This window comes from Thalassococcus sp. BH17M4-6 (assembly GCF_049323015.1).
Classification (GTDB): Bacteria; Pseudomonadota; Alphaproteobacteria; order Rhodobacterales; family Rhodobacteraceae; genus Puniceibacterium.
The window spans coordinates 1-16,423 of sequence record NZ_JBMPGU010000030.1 but is presented as its reverse complement, the minus strand read 5'-3'; the positions used below and the strand labels follow the sequence as shown (position 1 = coordinate 16,423).

14 protein-coding genes are annotated in these 16,423 nt (G+C 53.2%); 2 read left to right on the top strand and 12 right to left on the bottom strand.

Features of this window, described 5'->3' with window-relative positions:
- Nucleotides 1–515, top strand: a 515-nt coding sequence (locus ACOXXX_RS21475) for an integrase core domain-containing protein (protein ID WP_422828676.1), incomplete at its 5' end; no start/stop codon positions are given.
- A gap of 101 nt (nt 516–616) precedes the next feature.
- On the opposite strand, the gene ACOXXX_RS21470 is transcribed toward ACOXXX_RS21475, so the two are convergent.
- The 12 genes from ACOXXX_RS21470 to ACOXXX_RS21415 form a co-directional block, all read right to left on the bottom strand.
- Nucleotides 617–3,190: a hypothetical protein gene (locus ACOXXX_RS21470; RefSeq protein ID WP_422828675.1), complete on the bottom strand. Its 2,574-nt coding sequence runs from the start codon at nt 3,188–3,190 to the stop codon at nt 617–619.
- Nucleotides 3,191–3,235: 45 nt separating this feature from the next.
- A complete protein-coding gene (locus ACOXXX_RS21465) occupies nt 3,236–5,341 on the bottom strand; it encodes a hypothetical protein (protein WP_422828674.1) in 2,106 nt (701 codons plus the stop codon).
- A gap of 11 nt (nt 5,342–5,352) precedes the next feature.
- Nucleotides 5,353–6,141 carry a hypothetical protein gene (locus ACOXXX_RS21460; RefSeq protein ID WP_422828673.1) on the bottom strand — a complete coding sequence of 263 codons (789 nt, stop codon included), beginning with the start codon at nt 6,139–6,141 and terminating at the stop codon, nt 5,353–5,355.
- Nucleotides 6,142–6,146: 5 nt separating this feature from the next.
- Nucleotides 6,147–8,411 (bottom strand): ATP-binding cassette domain-containing protein, encoded by a 2,265-nt coding sequence (locus ACOXXX_RS21455; RefSeq protein ID WP_422828672.1) that lies wholly within the window; start codon nt 8,409–8,411, stop codon nt 6,147–6,149.
- 12 nt (nt 8,412–8,423) lie between these two features.
- A complete protein-coding gene (locus ACOXXX_RS21450; RefSeq protein ID WP_422828671.1) occupies nt 8,424–8,927 on the bottom strand; it encodes a hypothetical protein in 504 nt (167 codons plus the stop codon).
- On the bottom strand, nt 8,924–9,889 hold the full coding sequence (locus tag ACOXXX_RS21445; RefSeq protein WP_422828670.1) for a hypothetical protein: 966 nt from the start codon (nt 9,887–9,889) through the stop codon (nt 8,924–8,926). Before ACOXXX_RS21445 ends, ACOXXX_RS21450 begins: the two co-directional genes overlap by 4 nt.
- Nucleotides 9,886–10,545, bottom strand: coding sequence for a hypothetical protein (locus ACOXXX_RS21440; RefSeq protein ID WP_422828669.1), 660 nt, complete (start codon nt 10,543–10,545; stop codon nt 9,886–9,888). The genes ACOXXX_RS21445 and ACOXXX_RS21440 overlap by 4 nt, the downstream gene beginning before the upstream one ends.
- On the bottom strand, nt 10,532–11,053 hold the full coding sequence (locus tag ACOXXX_RS21435) for a hypothetical protein (RefSeq protein ID WP_422828668.1): 522 nt from the start codon (nt 11,051–11,053) through the stop codon (nt 10,532–10,534). Before ACOXXX_RS21435 ends, ACOXXX_RS21440 begins: the two co-directional genes overlap by 14 nt.
- A gap of 22 nt (nt 11,054–11,075) precedes the next feature.
- Nucleotides 11,076–11,588, bottom strand: coding sequence for a MotA/TolQ/ExbB proton channel family protein (locus ACOXXX_RS21430; RefSeq protein WP_422828667.1), 513 nt, complete (start codon nt 11,586–11,588; stop codon nt 11,076–11,078).
- Between the two features lie 39 nt (nt 11,589–11,627).
- A complete protein-coding gene (locus ACOXXX_RS21425) occupies nt 11,628–12,245 on the bottom strand; it encodes a hypothetical protein (protein ID WP_422828666.1) in 618 nt (205 codons plus the stop codon).
- Nucleotides 12,246–12,288: 43 nt separating this feature from the next.
- Complete coding sequence (locus ACOXXX_RS21420; protein ID WP_422828665.1) at nt 12,289–13,164, bottom strand: hypothetical protein; 876 nt, start codon at nt 13,162–13,164, stop codon at nt 12,289–12,291.
- Between the two features lie 236 nt (nt 13,165–13,400).
- Nucleotides 13,401–15,026, bottom strand: a complete 1,626-nt coding sequence (locus ACOXXX_RS21415) for an esterase/lipase family protein (protein ID WP_422828664.1) — start codon at nt 15,024–15,026, stop codon at nt 13,401–13,403.
- Between the two features lie 220 nt (nt 15,027–15,246).
- Between ACOXXX_RS21415 and ACOXXX_RS21410 the strand changes: the two genes are divergently transcribed.
- Nucleotides 15,247–16,394 (top strand): IS3 family transposase gene (locus tag ACOXXX_RS21410; protein ID WP_422828496.1). Its coding sequence is split into 2 segments (ribosomal slippage): nt 15,247–15,519 and nt 15,522–16,394, totalling 1,146 coding nucleotides; the frame shifts between segments, so codons are not numbered across the junction.
- Nucleotides 16,395–16,423: the final 29 nt, after the last annotated feature.

Genomic DNA, 16,423 nt, shown 5'->3' with positions numbered 1-16,423 from the left:
GTGCTTCACGCCGGTTCCGCATCCTGGCAGTGAACGATGATTGCTGCCGCGAGAACCTGTGCCTGATGGCCGATACCAGTATCTCAGGCACCCGTGTGGCGCGGGAACTGGATGCGCTGGTTCGCATCTATGGCAAGCCCGCCAGCATTGTCAGCGATAATGGGACAGAGTTCACTAGTCGGGCCATCCCGAAATGGGCCAACGACAAAGACGTGGACTGGCACTACATCGACCCGGGCAAGCCTCAGCAGAACGCCTTTATCGAGTCATTCAATGGCAGCCTGCGCGATGACCTGTTGAACGAGGAGATGTTCGACAACCTGGATGATGCCCGGCGAAAGCTGGCGCTCTGGCGGTACGATTACAACAACGTCAGACCGCACTCATCGCTCAGCAATCAAACACCCGCAGAAGCCCGCCGGACGCTTGAGCAATTTGAGGGCTCCGCGCCCGGCGCGCTTGCCCAGAACACTGACCAAGAATATGAAAACCAGACCTGCAGACTCTCGTTATGAATGAGGGAGCCTCGGGGGGCAGGTCAGTCTGCACGCTGAATAACGCCGCCAAGAAACAACTCAAGCATCAGAAACGCGAACTGGCCGCAATGGCACTTCGACTATTCGCAAAAAAAGCCGGTACATGGCCCCGTCGTTCCTCCTTCGTCGGACCGCTCAAACTCCGCCTTCAGCGCACGCACTTCCGAAGGCACCACGAAGAACCACGAAGGGATATAGTAAGCTGGCGCCCCCACGCTAGGTTCATAGAAATAGTTGCGCTTCCGTATGCTGACCCCGGGCCTCAGGACAAACCGAGCACCATTCCACTGAAGCTCCCGCGGTTCCGCATAGCGCTTACCGATGACGTTGTTGAAGTGATAAGCTGTCCAGCAAACGTCTTCGCGCAGTTCGTTGACCACACCGGCATCATCGCTCGATGCATCATCCAATATCGACTGGACTGGTCGCGCCAAGAAGCTGCCCTGAACCCCTGGCAGAGTTGAGAGTTCAGACAGTACGGCGAGAACCTCATCGTTCGTTGTCAGAGCGTCGCCGGAGAATGACGCTGCCATATTTCGAATAAGCGCTCGAAACTGATCAGGCTGTCCCCCGGACCCCAGAAGCGTACACAGCCGTTCTAGACTGGGTTGCAATTCGGAAACCTGAACCTCTTCTAGCGCGACCGTGTAAGTCCAAGCGACCTCTGTCTCAGGGCCACCATCGCGGCGCGCAGTTGGTGAAAAACTCGGCTCAACCAATGCCACTCTCACTCGCTGGCTGCCACTTGCAATTCCCAGCCTTTCCAGAAGAACCTCATCAATACGGAAGTTAGCCGACGCTGCATCCAAAGCGCTGTCGCCAGTTGTAGTGGACAGCTCCAAACCACTTTCATCAGAGCGGTTTTTCTGAAGCGCTGCAGAGACTTCTTGCACCACGAACCGCAGGATCTGCGTGACTGTCGCGGCGGCGTCGCCCGTATTTAGATCTACCCGAAAGACGGATTCCGAAAGCTCGCCCGACAGTATGCCTTGTGCATTCACCATAGCAGAACCTTGACGCAGGTAGGCTGCACGCGCGCTCTCGCGTCGCGTTTCGCCCTTGTCATCCGTTGCTGCGTTTACTGGGACGTAGAAGGCATTGTTGCGCGCCATGCGGGCAGTAATCTCCGGAATCGCTCCTTCTGCATCTGATCGCGACCCGTGGTCCGCGATGTGGATGATAAAATGGGGACGTGCCTCGAACCAGCCGTTCCCTTTGAACTGTCCTGAAATCTGATCCGCCGCCTCAAGGCCAGCTTCTACAAAACCGCCTATCGGATCGGCCAGACCGCTATGCCGCTCCAGCTCGCTCAAAAAGAGGCGTGTATCCGTAGACCCGCTTACCGCCACGGGTGGTACCAACTCTACCATACTTATTTTGCCGTCCGTGTCGATGAAATCGCTGTAGGCGGTTACGGCAATCCTCGCATCCGGCAACTGAGTAGCAGGGTCTCGACGCGCTGCATCATAGCCTGCGATAAATTCAGAGATCCCGACTCGAAGTGGCGACAGATAATCAACCATACTTTCAGTGGTATCAACCAAAATATGAATGTTGATCTCGCGCAATACTTCAAGCTGCGCGGCACTTTCCGCTGCCGACAATAGTGCGCTCGCGCGCCCTTCGCCCGCTGTGCCCAACAGAATTACCTCGTGAAAATCGGTATCCTCATTGAGAAACTCCAGGCGTTCGCTGGTGTCAACAAAACGTACGATCGGATAGCTAACCAACGGCTTGTCGCCATGCAAGTGGCGTTCGATTCGGTTCAAATCAAGCGTCACATTGGGGTCGAACAACGACCGACGCCAGTCCGTCAACATATCGGTGTCTTTGGAGTAAAAGCCGCCCCTGCCCTCAGGATCAAAAAACACGCCCATTCGGGTTGGCCAAAGGCGAACGCCATCGGCTTCAATCCAGCCGAACATATCGCCAACACCATCGCCCACGAGGAACATGACAGACCCGTCCGAACTGCGCGATACATCATGGATCTCTATTGTCGAAAAAAACGACGATCCCCCACGCTCATAAGCCGGGTTACGCTCTGGCCGGTTGTAGAACGGATAGCGCAAACTTGTGTCCGCAAAGCCATCCACAGTCGCCCCCACTAGAACACCCTTGGCCCTCAACCCGAAGGGTGGGTCCACACAAACTTCTTCCGCGTAACGTGTCCCAAATCCCCGAAGCTTCGTACATAGATCGGAAAAAAAGAGAGCACGGGGGGTTTCACAAATGGACCGAGATCCACGCCCCTGCCCCCGCGTGTTGGTGGCAAGCAAGTCATTCGCATCAACCCAGCCACAAGTTTGCCGATCCTGTGTTGCCACAAAGTAAAGATCAGCGGGTTCACCTGTAGAAAGCTCTGGGAACTGTTGATAGCAGGTCACCTTCTCAAAGGGTTGGTTCAGGTCGAATATGACATCACCACGGTCTCTGGAACCAGACAGAGCCGTCCGCCCAAGCAGCTCAATTTGCTCTCCGATCAGCCAATTGCCGCCTTGCGGCAAGTCTGCCGCTTTGCCAACCACCTGTGGACATTGCTGAGGGTCCGAAAGTTGGAAGCTCTCGATAGTCGCTATGATGCTTTGTTGCGCAATCGCGGGGATCGGCACTGACGCAAAGGCCAACGCCCAAAGAGTGGTACGCAATGTCATATCAATTTCCCCTCCTTCAAATCAAACCCGCCTTCAGTAGGCGACTTACCGTGCCACAGGCCGACTGATGGCGATCAATTCGGTTGCTAAAATGTCTCCAAGCGCAGAGCCGTAGCGTGTCAGAGAATCTTGTTGTGAACGCCAATTCGCCGGGACAAACGGGTAGATCGCAAGCGGTACACTGTCTAAATCGCTGTTGCCTGGACATATGTAGACTTCAGATGACTGGGTACCGAGATTGGGATTAAAGCTAGCTGGCTTTAGTTGGCTCACTGGATCTCCGGAGCGCACAAACGGCATGGCAACAATTCGCAAATCCATGTCCACTGACAACTCCACAGCCACTTCGCGCGCCAGGGCCATCAGGATCTCATCTTCGCACACATCGACGGGAGCTTGTTCGAGTGGAAACCCGACTAACGATACGAGCAAGCGAGTGTTGTTCGCCGCCTCAGCCTCGCGAAGCACACCAAAGATTGAGTCCGTCAAATTCGACAAACTAAAAACCGAAGTCTCCCGCAGAAGACTCCTGCGTTTTGACGCGCTTCTCGCACTTTCGAATGACGAGCTGACGTTTGTAGTAAGTTCTGACCCCGTCAAAAGCGCGAGAGTAGCGTCTCCCGCCTCCGGCGTGGCGATCGACGAAACAGTGAGTGCAGATCTGCGATCTTTGAATGCGTCGGCTCGTTGTAAATGCGCTGCCTCTAGGCCCTGGCTTACGACTCTCAAGACATCACCATCTAGGAAACCGTTCCAACGACCAGCCCGGTTCTCCCATGTACTAAGATTCCATAGCCCGATCGTTATCGCAGCCGACGCTTCGAATTCCACACTACCCATGATGTGTTCCGCAAATGGTACGAATGCGGAAAACTGAACTTCGTGAGTGTCGATCCCGCAAAGCACTTCATCGTTCACGGCGAAAACAATTGAGACTTTATCTTCGTTAAATTTCGGGGAAGGTTTCAGTTCAAATGTTAAAGTCCGACTATCTTCTCCAGAACCTGGTACCCCAGGTACCTTATTCGACTCTGAATCATCATTTGAGTAGATAGCTTCCACGCGACACGCGGTATTCGCCGCTGCAGGCAGGCTCGCATCTATGCGCGCCAATCGATCAGTGCGCAGTTTGGCAGGAGTGAAAACGAACTCGTCATTATTCGTTAACCAAACGCGTCCTTGGGCAAAAAGCTTTCGATTCTCTTCGCTGAACTGATCAATGCCTTCGCACGATGCCCTTGCGTCTATTGCCGGAGTGTCCAAGACAGCATCCAAAAGACAAAACAACATCCTAGGTGTGTTGAGCTTATCTGATAGCGCCGGCGTATCGCCGCTGCTACTTTGCCCCAAGATGCGGATCTGTTTAGGAACATTCACCTCTGGATCAGCGGCTCCGACTGAGACTTCGTTCGAGGGGGCCTCAGGCTCAGGAATCACCTCAGTATCCGTTTTCGATGGCACCGATTGCGAGGTAATAACATCTGATGCAGCTTCAGTACTCAACGGACAACCAGATGCCGAACAAACGACCATGATAAGGCGTCCGTTCTGACTATGCCAAGGCGCGATTTCATCCGGCAAAGTCTCTGCTATTGTATCCGTTCTGGCGTTGTTGGCAAATAACTGAACCTGCAGGTCGACCAAGTTCAAAGCCTCTGCGCTTAGTACACCTGAATTCAGTCCCTCCTTTATGTCTACATCAAATTCAAACCCTGTCCCATTTTCTTCGATGCGATCTCGGAAAGAATCAAATTCGCGTTTGTCAGAGGAAAAGAACAGAACCGAAAAAATTCCTGACCTATCGTCTTGGGCGTCACTGGTCGATACAATCAGGTTATGGTTGGTGCCGTCGATTACAATTTGACGGAAACCCATACAATACAAACTGTCATCGGACGGTGCTTCACCAATCACCAATCGAGATGACTTATCAAATTTGCTTCGCAAGGGCGAGAGCATCTCAACGCCGCCTGGGTGACGCAAAAACATGTCTTTTCCGCCCTGTCCAGAGGCCGACGCAACGGCAATACCATTTAGAACGAAACTGCAGTCCATACTCTCAACGGTTTCTTGTGCATGAGCCAACGAGCTGACCAAACAAGAAAAACAATAGACAGCTACAACCGTAACAAATCTAACAGTTCGATCCATATCAACTTCCTTCAACGAAAATAGAGCATGTGGGCCTTATCCGAGCCGACGGGCGCGATTGCTTCGGGCTCAGATGTTAAGTTGCTGAAGCGGCACAGCTTCCAGCCATCGATTTCGTCGTAGGTCCAAGCAGCAACGCGGAATGGGCTGTCATCACCTGAGCGATCGCGTAGCCAATTCAATGCTTTAGGGCAATTGTCTGGCGGCACCACTCCACTAAGCGAAAGGGCGTCAAGTTTTCCGGTGTCCAATAGTGACCCTGTCGGATCACCTTGCAGGTAACTAAATTCCGCAACTTCCGAGATGCCAAGCGACGCGAGCCGCTCCAAGAGACTGTCAATGCGAGCTTCAAGTTCACTGATTCTTGCAGCGTCCCTCGTGCGCTCTTCGTTTGTAATTTGCGTACCATCAAGCTCTTGCAAGCGCGCCTCTGCTGCCTCAGCGCGGCGTAGCAATTCGGCCGCGCCAGACGCTCTATCCCGGATCTCGGCTTTGCATAGCGTTGCCTCTGAACGAAGTTGCATCAGCTGGCCTTCAAGATTCTCTCGCATGACAAGCATCTGATTGACTGCAGCGCTCAGATCTTTTTGGCATTGCAACGAGGATGCGTCGGCAGCGACAGCAGAACCATTCTCCGTATCAGTACCTGCCAATACATCCAATGCTGCCGGCGGTGTTCCTATTTCATTACCAACGATATCTGGACTTGAAGTGTTAGGTGTTTGCGCCGCCGATGGCTGCGAAAATGCAAAACAGAGAGCCGTCACCTGTAACAATTTTTTCAGAACATGCTTTGACACTGTGGTTACTCCTTCAAATTGTCCGAGAGACGGCGACCGACCGCACTCCACCAGTTTAAAACCAGCAAACAGATGACCGCTCCAGACACGCTCAAAAATCCTGCAGCAGTTACAATGTGCGCGGTATAGCGGCGCTTCGTCAAATTGCCTAAGTCACTGTTACTCAGGAATCCCTCCAACATATACCATGTTGCCTCTCCGGCGACAAAGACCACTATTACAACTCCGACTAGGGCCGGCCGGAAATGAAGAAAAACAACGCTCAAAATATCCCGCAAGCGGAAGCCGTACGCCCGGAACAAAGTCAAAACACGCTTGTTGAGTTCAAGCAAAGTCGAAAGGGTTCGCGCTAAAACCGTAGCGCCTACGATTGCACTGAACATGAGCAAAAGCCCTGGTCCAATCTGAAAAATTCTTTCAACCTGTTGAAGTAGTTTCACCGCCGCTTCGGTGTCTTCCTTAACTGTGTAGCCCATTCCATCAACTTCCGCGCGCATCGTCGCAAACGAATTCAATGGGAAATAAGCGTTTGCTGTCTCAAATGGTCCAGCCTTTGCGCCGACGATGCGAACAAAGTTCTGATAGTCGTTTTCGAACAGCAATACTTCGGGAAAGTAGGGATAAGAGGGAGGCAATGCTTCGACCACAAAAACTCGCGTGAGATCGTAGTAAGGCGGTGCTTGGGCTCCGTTCCAATCCAGACTTATGGGACCGTCGGGCAAAGCGCACTCTGTTGAGGCAAGCCGGTCACGTGCACCACGTGTAATAACGGCAACCCTAGCATAACGTTCATTCGCGTAGGCAGTCGAGATCATCTCGGCAAAGTTGCCTCCGGTTAAGCCATCTAAGGGCTTGGTTTGGTTCAAAAGCGGATCGTCCGGTGCCGTCACCGTGGCTTGAATTGAACTAAATGGGCACATATCGTTCGGACTGGGTGTGCCGTCGACCCGGCCACGGAACAGATGTCGTTCATGTCGAATCCCTGTGACACGTGTGCGATCGCGATCTTCTTTTGAAGCGTCTGGCCCAAGAGAATCCTTTAAGTGGTCAGCAACTTGGTCAAGTTGCGCGAAGTCCAACACTGCACCCATGGCCCGCGCATCTAGGTCGCTGCTAATAACTCGCTCAAAACTTAGACGTGCCACCGCTGGGTCCTGCAATCGATCTGTGATGAAAGCATTGGCAACGAAGTAAACAGACAAACTCACGAATACCTGGAATGCCATGATCGCCAAGAGTACCATCGTTGCTTGCTGGGTGTAACCGACCAGAAAGCGCAAGAATCGGCCCAGACGACTGCTAAACCCTTCGCCAACCTGTGCCATGCCAGGAACCAGTTGGGCCAGCGCTTTGTTTTCGCCCAAAGTCTGTACCGAGCCAACTCCATCGCTCGCGCCCCATTCAGCTACTCGACTGTCCATCGATAGCGCATGTGCAATCCAAGTGCGGAAGTCTTGGCCCGAAATTCGCACAGTCTTACTATTGTCATCTGCTCCTGAAACTCCATCTTGGGAAGTCACAAAGTAGTCCTTTGACAATGCTTCCAATGCCGATAATCGACGCGAGACATCGTCCGAAGCTAAGTGGGCTGCCTGAGACGGGGTCGGCTGGTGAACTTGACCGGAGCGCAAGAAAACGAAGTTGTCCGCATACTCGGCAGCCTCGTTCAAACCGTGTGTGACCCAGACAACTGGTCGGTCCTTTGACCACTCCTTTAAGGCAACCAGCACTTGGCGAGCATTCGCCCTGTCCAAGCTTGAGGTTGGTTCGTCACATAGGATGGCCTTCGCATCCGTGGCCAGCGCTCGTAACACCGCCATCCGCTGTGCCTGACCACCTGAGAGTCTGCGCGCCTTCCGCGCAAACAACGCTCCATCCTCTGGATCCAGCCCCAAATGTTGAGAAAGTCGTTGATAGCGAGTCACATCTAACTCAGCCTTGCCCGAAGCTACGTGACCTTGAAGCGTATTCAACCCGGCCGTCCCAGCTCCCAGCAGCAGCGAGGACTGGAAAACGAAGGCTACGTCGCCTGGCTCCAACTCTTGCTGTCGCAAGTCTTTCTGGCCGAAGCTGAACGATCCCGTTTCGGCTACCTCGGGGCATACAAAACCAGCGAGCATCGACAAAAGCGTTGTCTTGCCCGAGCCTGATGGGCCTATGACCGCCGTAATCCCAGTTTTAGCAATTTCCAGCTCATCAACACTCAATCCTTCCAAACGCCCATCTTGAGCGGCACGGTAATGGAATGATACTTTGTTTAAATTATACATACACCTAGGCACCTAATCCATCTGTGGGCCGCTCCGGCTTGCGCTCCCATGCGACCCGAATGGCACCGAAGCAAAAGCAAGCACAACGGAGCCCGCATAAAGAATCCAAAGGGCAGCTAAACCGACGATATCCGGCAAGAGGACAGGTTGCAGCACAATGGCAGCGCCGATCGAACAAACCAATGCAGCCACCAGGTAATTGCCTTGACGGCCACCAAACCGAAAGCGAAGCCTTATCGCACAAGGCACCGCTAGGGCTAACAGCCCAGTGACGCAACTGAACAGGAACTGACCTAGTTGCGTTGATACCATCGCTGTGACTGATATCGCCACAGACTCGAATTGAGTCGCTGCATAAAGCGTCCCTTCTAAAGCACCAATCCAAATAAGCATCCACAAAGCGACACAACCAGCCGAGACCAAAATCAACGCTAAAGCGGTCCGCAGACCGGCAGCCAAAATGGCCACGCTAACGAGCAATAACCCAATACCGACCACGACATCCGGCAAGTTCATTGGCCCACTTCCAATACTGCTGTTCGCGCTTGCGTTAGAGCGGCGCTCAAACGGGGTGCGCAGAGGGTACCGACCGCATCCAGCTTAGCTTGTGCTACCAACGCCGCGTCATCGCGCCCGCTGACACTAGCCAAAACTCCTCCAGCCAGAAGGCGCCACTGCGCCTCTTCCGTCGATCTTGTTGCGCTTGCGGACTGGAGGCGACGGTCCAAAGCGTGTTCAAAGTGGCCAAGTAACAACGGGCAAGAACTTGCCTCTGAAACATCCAACACACGAGTCATAAAATCATCAATGGCAGCATCGCAGCTTGCAAATGATCGATTGTATTTTGCCAGAAACCAACCGTACAGGCGCCACGCGCGGAGACCAAAGGCGGACGTGTCCTCAGTCTTCAGTGTATCGATCCGCGGTAGAAGCTCTGCCGCCCATTCCGCCGCCCCCGCCTCTTGCGCATCAGCCAATATGCCTAGAAATACCTGATCAAAGATCACATCCTTCGGTGCATCGGCGGGCAGTGTAACTCCGTCTAGTAACACCTTGGTGCGCTGCGGATCCTGGAACTGCAGTGCCGTCAAAGCTGCCTGATGGATCAGAACGGTCTCTTTCAGACCTGTTCCAGCGGCCTGATCGATACTTTCTCTCAAAGGACCAAGCGCAACTTCCAGATCATCCGACAGGGCTGCGGTGGATAATGCGCGCCGCTCGCGGCGCGACCATTCTATACCGTCCAGACTGCCACGCATTAAAGCAACATCGCCAAACCGGACATCTGAATTACCGCAGTCACGCTCTCGCTGCTCTTTTATGCGTTGGACATCAACTGGCGGGTCCTCCGGACAAACGGTAATTCCGATCCTCAAACCCTGCCGAAAAAGCACATTAGGAACACACTTTTCCGCAGTCTGCCCTGCTACGGTGCCAGCAAACAAGCTCAAGAAGACAACGCAAGTTACCAATTTCATCGAAGCATTATCTCCAATGCAAAAACCCCTTGCGAAACACCCACCGTAAGAACGACACGCCCCTCAGCTTTTGGTTCAGGCAGAAGACTAATCCGTGTTTGCAATCCGCAGGCCGACATCAATCCCATTGCTGCTCCCACATCCGTTTCATCGGCTGCAACAACGATCAAAGAGACAACGCCTCCAGCCCTCGAGCCCAGAAGCCCCAAACGTAACTCTTCGCAGGACGCACTTGGATCCAGTTTCCGACGCCAACGTACCCAGGACGCTGGCACACTTCTGATATCAAAAGTCAGTGTTAGTTCCGTCTTGACCGGGCCATTGCCGCGCCCCTCGTTAAAACGCATATTCGCAGTTGGGTGATCGACCAACCGCAAACTCAGATCAGAAGCCGACGCTGCTATGTGGCCCATATCCAGAACCGTCAGTTCAGTTCCATACAGTAAGGTCAGAACCGTACGTGGCTGAACGGCGGCCCATCCCGGCGGAACCGCGGGTACCGTTTCCTCCAACGCACCTATCGTAGGCAATTCATGTTGCGGCGCGGGGGTCGGCGGTGCAAACTCGATCATCGCGAATATCGCCAAAACCGCTGCTAGCAGCGCCACGCCCACATCGACGGAGGCGAGACCATTGTGCCCCTCACTGTCTGGCATCGGATCGCTTCATTTGGATCGGTTCCAGCCCAACCGGAGACATCGCCGTTCCAACCGGTGGAAGGCCGGGCTTGTCCGTTAATTCAGAAAGCCAAAGATTGTAGGCTCCAAACACATTTGTTTTGGCTTCCAGCAGACAAGGCGAAGTCACCTTATGCGGTTTAACATTCAGTAGTGTAACCGTCACCAAAGGTTGCTCAATCAATGCCTCCGACAATTCTGCTAACGCTTCAGCCAACGCCTCCTTCGTTGGCACCGGAATAGCACCGCTTGTATCAAACGGCTCAATTTCGCCGTCTTTAACCTTTACGGGCATCGCTGGCATTATTTGTATTGGTCCCGGCGTATCCGTTGCTGGGGGACATAAAGCAAACAGGTCTGCTTGTATGGGTATTTGAACAGGTACGTCCTGCTCAGACAACGCTATTGCAATAAGCAGCACTGCACTGGTGGAGAAAAAGAGGTCCGTCATCGCAAGGACCATCCCACTGCCGATCCCGCTCTCCATCCCCGTTGCCCCCCAAACCTAGTTAATCAGTTGCGATTGTGAGACGCAGAACCTGCCGACCGATCATGACCACAACCGACGCCAACAGCCCAATGAAGGTGGTGTCGAAGGCCGCACTTAGTCCCTGAATCAGCAAGGTGGGGTCATTATCGTTCATCGCCTGAGGCAAGCCTGCAACTGCAATCGACACGCCGATCACTGTCCCCAAGAAACCAAATGATGTGAAAACCACCTGCAACCAAGGACTCAATTGCGAATAGCCGGTCACGCTGACTACGCGAGGCAGCAAAAGCAAGGCCCCAACCAGATGCAAAACGACCGTTATCAATCCCGCAGCCAACGCCAGCTGAAACGCATTGTTTATGCTGCGGTGTACGACCCCTGCTAGATATCCACTGCCCAATTGCTCTTGTGGAAACACCCCTTGCCCCCGTAACAGCAGGATAGCTCCGAGAACAGCGAAAAAAATTGCAGCGAACCAGAGCAAGACCACGCGCTCACTACTATTCATCTCGGCACCTTGAGCATCATCCAAATCGGAAGGCTGACTTTCAACACGAACTAATACGCTAGCTTAAGGTGTGACAGAAACTTCTACGGCCGCTGATGCAAGCTCATTGGCCTGCGCAATCACATCTTCAAAACCGCTCACGGTACTGTCCATGGCCTCTAGGGCTCGGTCGATCTCACCAATCTGTAGCAAAAGCTTGATCCGATCGCGATTCTCCTCAAGATCGCGAATGATGGTCCGAGCTTCAATCACCGCATTTGCACGCCGCTGGTCTATTTCCCGCAAGCGATCGTAGCGCGCCCTCATCCCGGGCACTGCCGCTTCCAAAACCTCATCACCGCTCACTTCGAGTTGCGCGATCAAATCCAACAAAGTACCGTCGAAGTTTACAATTTCTTGCCGGAAATCCGACTCCACATCCATCCGATCTGTCATTTCAGTCAGATCCGCAATCATCTGCGTAACTGTCTCGTCAGCCTGTTCAACCCGCTCCCGGCTTTCACGAAGCGCCGTGACTGTGTCTGGCAAGCTAGCATTGCGTTCTTGCAGATCAGACATGAACTGTTGCACCTGTTGAGATACTTCAGCAATCCGCGCATCATCCAAGCCTTGAGCCATAGCGCTTACCGGCGCGATCCACAGGGCTAGAAAAACAGCGTAGGCCCGAGTAAATTTAAACATAGACAATGTAGGCATTTTCAAGCCCTCCTTTAATAACTAAGAATTAGTCTGACTTTTCTACGGAAGGAGTTTCCGGGCAAATCAAAACGTGCAACCGCGCTAGATTCAACAGCTGCGGCGCTGCTTGTTCTAAACGTGTAATGCCAACGTTCATGTTTTTCAGCTGGGGTCGCAATTGATCCATATTTGATTTAGTGGAGCGAACTAACGCGTCGTTGATATCCCCAGAACCAGTACCAACGTCGAAGGTGGCTAGCCACTCTTCCCATTCGCCAGTACACGCTTCGATATCATTCGATCGTCCTTCAAGACGTTTGAATATCTCCGGATCTTCTGAGGCATCTCGGTAGAATTCTTCCAATTCCTCAAAAGTGATTCCGCAAAGCCGTTCTTCATCTTCAATTTTTGCCGTATCGAGTTCAAGGAGTCCTTGGTATTCGGACATCTGTGCATCGAGCTCTGCCAACAATATTCCGGTTTGCTCCCGAAGCGCTCTCGGACTTGGCGAACAAGACGGCGTCTCTTGCGCGTTCTGACAATTTGCCAGTTCACGCAAGTCAGTCAAGCCGGCGCAAGGGTCGTCACTTTTTGTGACATCAAGCGTCGCAGGATCAGTTTCTTCATTCGTGGCGAGCAATCGCGAGCAAATGGCCTGATCAGAAACACCCTCCTCCACCGGATCCTTGCTGAACCAACCCTGCTCCAAACAAAACTTAGTGTTTGCTTGGATGAAATCCCCGTTCGTTTTGCACAGAGGCGCACAGCTCTCAATGCAACCCCCTTGTGCCACTGGCGTGGAACAGATTTCGATCAGAGCCTGTGCTGGTACGGCCTTAGCCCCAGGAAAAAGAACAAGCAAAATCAGAAATCCAAGCGTTCGCACTTTACTACCCCCAAACCAATATCTCTCGTCATACAATCAGAGTGCGTTGCGAAGTTTCAAGCGATTCCTTTTTCTAGACGAAGCTTTTTTACCTTGACACTTGTTCATCTAGGCATTTACTTACCTCATTCCATTGACTGCACTAGGATACGAATACAGCGTCTACGACCTTGACAACCGTTGGGCGCGGCGTGCTCCTTTGAGGTCCGAAGGACTTCGAATTGCAGAAATGTGTGTCACACACATCTCGAATCAAAGCGATACGCTCAGCTCTAACGCAAAGCCAAGATCTTTATGTCCTCCCTGATGCGATCTCGATAGTCTATCAGTTCATCGGAAATTGGTAGCAAAGCGCTGATGTCTTGAAGAGACTCCAATTGTTTGAACCACAGTTCTCCATCCTGTCCTTTTGCGCCCTCCCGTCCGTCTACACCGTTTCTCCCATCAGCGCCATTTCGTCCATTTGCAGCGTTTGGCTTGGATCCGCCAAGTCCAAAGCAACCTTGTCCACCGGGACCGCCCTGACCACCCTGGCCACCTTGTCCAGCTTGTCCGCCGAACCCGCCACGACCTCCTTCAGTTTCCGCCAAGAGCGAGTTGATCGGGGTAAGCGAAAGCACATAGATTTGCCCCCCATTTCCGCCCGGGGCACCGCCTTGTCCATCTGTTCCGTCTTGACCATTTGCACCGTTTGTACCCGGTCTCGGACTTCGGAAGTTTCCAAAGCCATCGCAACGGCCGTCCGTTCCAGCCTGACCTGACGCTCCTGCAGCACCGTTTTGCCCGTCCTCCCCATCCTTGCCATTCGCACCACGAGACTTAATCCTGACACCCGACAATTGCGCCGCCGCAACTACGATTTCTGATCCGCTCTCCCCGAAAGTAGAACCCGACCCATCAATGATTCCTTCTGAAACAGCCGCTGCTACGACGACCAAATCCGATGCAAAAAGCGTATGTCCCCTAAGTGTCACCTGGTTTGCAAAAATGGTTGTTCCAGGTAGAAGCTCAATGTCAGACGCTATCACCAACTCATCCGCAAGAATGGTGCGTTCCGGTTGTTTCCAGTTTTCATCAACAAGAATTGTGTTGGTGAGATCGGGTTCAAAAAGGGGTTGATCAAAAGTCTGTTGGAAAGCGGTCTTGAAAGCAATGTAGACCGTAGCATCAGGCCCGTTTGGCTTTACGATATTGCTGTGATTTTCGGCAACGGGGACAGGTTTCTCAGTGCACAGTAGCTGCGCACTAACTTGTTCAACAACATAAAATCGTTTTGTAGGGACCGTCTCGTAAGCACAAAGCGTTTTTATATTTGTTCGGCCGGCCCAACTTTGCCACGATGATGTCTGATCTTGGAGAAAGTTGTTGTTCTCAAGTTCCTGAAGTCCTCTGATTTGATCGTTGTTTCCAGTGATGTAACTGGCAATGTCAGCAAGATTCGAACCGCCACTTGGGGTTGCTAAGAAGAACATCAAGGGAACCTGCGCAGCATATTCTCGGTTCTTCAAAAGAAAATTCCTGGTTACCAAACCTCCCATACTATGAGACACAAAAACTACTTGGTCGTATTGATCGAACTTCGAGCTCTCGAGACGAAGTCGAAGGTCATCAGCCACTTGACTTATGCTCAGTCCTCCACGCTCCCATACGTTAGAAGGATAGTGATAGGTAGCAATGTCGGCAGAATCAAAAACAGGGTCACTGATCAACAAGTCCGGCCACGATGCTCCGGTTCGTCGATTAGTCCAAGTTTCTTCACCGTCGTCCCGGACGCCGTGAACGAATACTATCAATATCGAGTTGTCCGACTGTCTCACGCTTCGAAGTTCTTGACTAGATGCGGGAATTGCTACTGCAGCGACCAACAAGCTCAGACAAATCAAAAAATAGGGTTTCATGAAAGAATCTCATGTATACGAATCAGACTAACACGTAAATCAGACTAACACGCATAATAGATCTTTGAAGTTTTTTCATGGAATCTGGCCCGGACACGGGCGCGCAGTTCGACGTCAGCCTTGACCTACTACAAATAGTACCTTGTCAGTTCTTACACCCGTGAACTGGACTTGCCCGGAAAAAGTGGAGAGCACCAACTGAGGAACCAGGAGGTGTTCTATGGGAAACGGAAACAGACCGACGCCGGAGTTTCGGCGGGAAGCGGTTAGACTTGCGCTGACAAGCGGCCGGACACGGCGCGAGATCGCAGAAGATCTGGGCATTGGCCTATCGACGTTGACGCGATGGCTCAGTCGCGAACGGGATGCCGGTGAGCCGGTCGAGGCGTCGGTGGACCTGCACGCGGAACTGAAGCGGTTGCGACGCGAGAACGCGGTTCTGAAGCAGGAGCGCGACATCCTAAAAAAGGCCGCAACCTTCTTCGCGAAAGACGCAAGTCGATGAGCTTCGCTTTCATAGAGGCGGAGAAGGCCAGCTTCCCGATCCAGCGGATGTGCCATGTTCTCGGTGTCAGCCAGAGCGGGTTCTTCGCCTGGCGGGACCGCCCCGCCTGTCATCGCCAGCGGCAGGACATGATCCATCTTGCCCACATCCGAACGGCCTTTGCGCTGTCGAACGGGACCTACGGCAGTTCCCGCATGCACCGCGATCTCGTCGATGAGGGGCACCAGATCGGGCGGCACCGAACCGCTCGCCTGATGAAAGAGAACAAGCTGGTGGCCCGCCAGAAGCGCCGGTTCAAGCGCACAACTGACAGCGAACATGCTTGGCCGATCGCCCCCAACCATGTTGCACAGGACTTCTCGGCGGATGCCCCGGACAGAAAGTGGGGCGCTGACATCTCCTACGTCTGGACTGCTGAGGGTTGGCTCTACCTGGCCGTGATCATCGACCTCTACTCAAGACGGGTTGTCGGCTGGGCCACGAGTGATCGACTGAAGCGCGGCCTGGCGGTCGAGGCCCTGCGCCGTGCTCTCGCGGCTCGCAATCCACAGCCTGGTCTGGTCCATCACAGCGACCGCGGCAGCCAATACTGCTCTGTCGAATACCAGGCCGAACTCCGAAAGCGCGGCGTCCTGATATCAATGAGTGGCAAGGGAAACTGTTATGACAATGCCATGGTCGAGACCTTCTTCAAGACCATCAAGTCCGAGCTATTGTGGCCAGTCGCCTGGCAATCACGCCAGCAGGCCGAAAACGCTATCGCCAGATACATCGACGGGTTCTACAATCCCGTCAGACGCCATTCATCGCTCGACTTCCAGAGCCCGATTGCATTCGAGCGAAAGGCCAAGGAAGTGAGATAAACGCTCTCCACCAAATCCGGGCAAGTCCA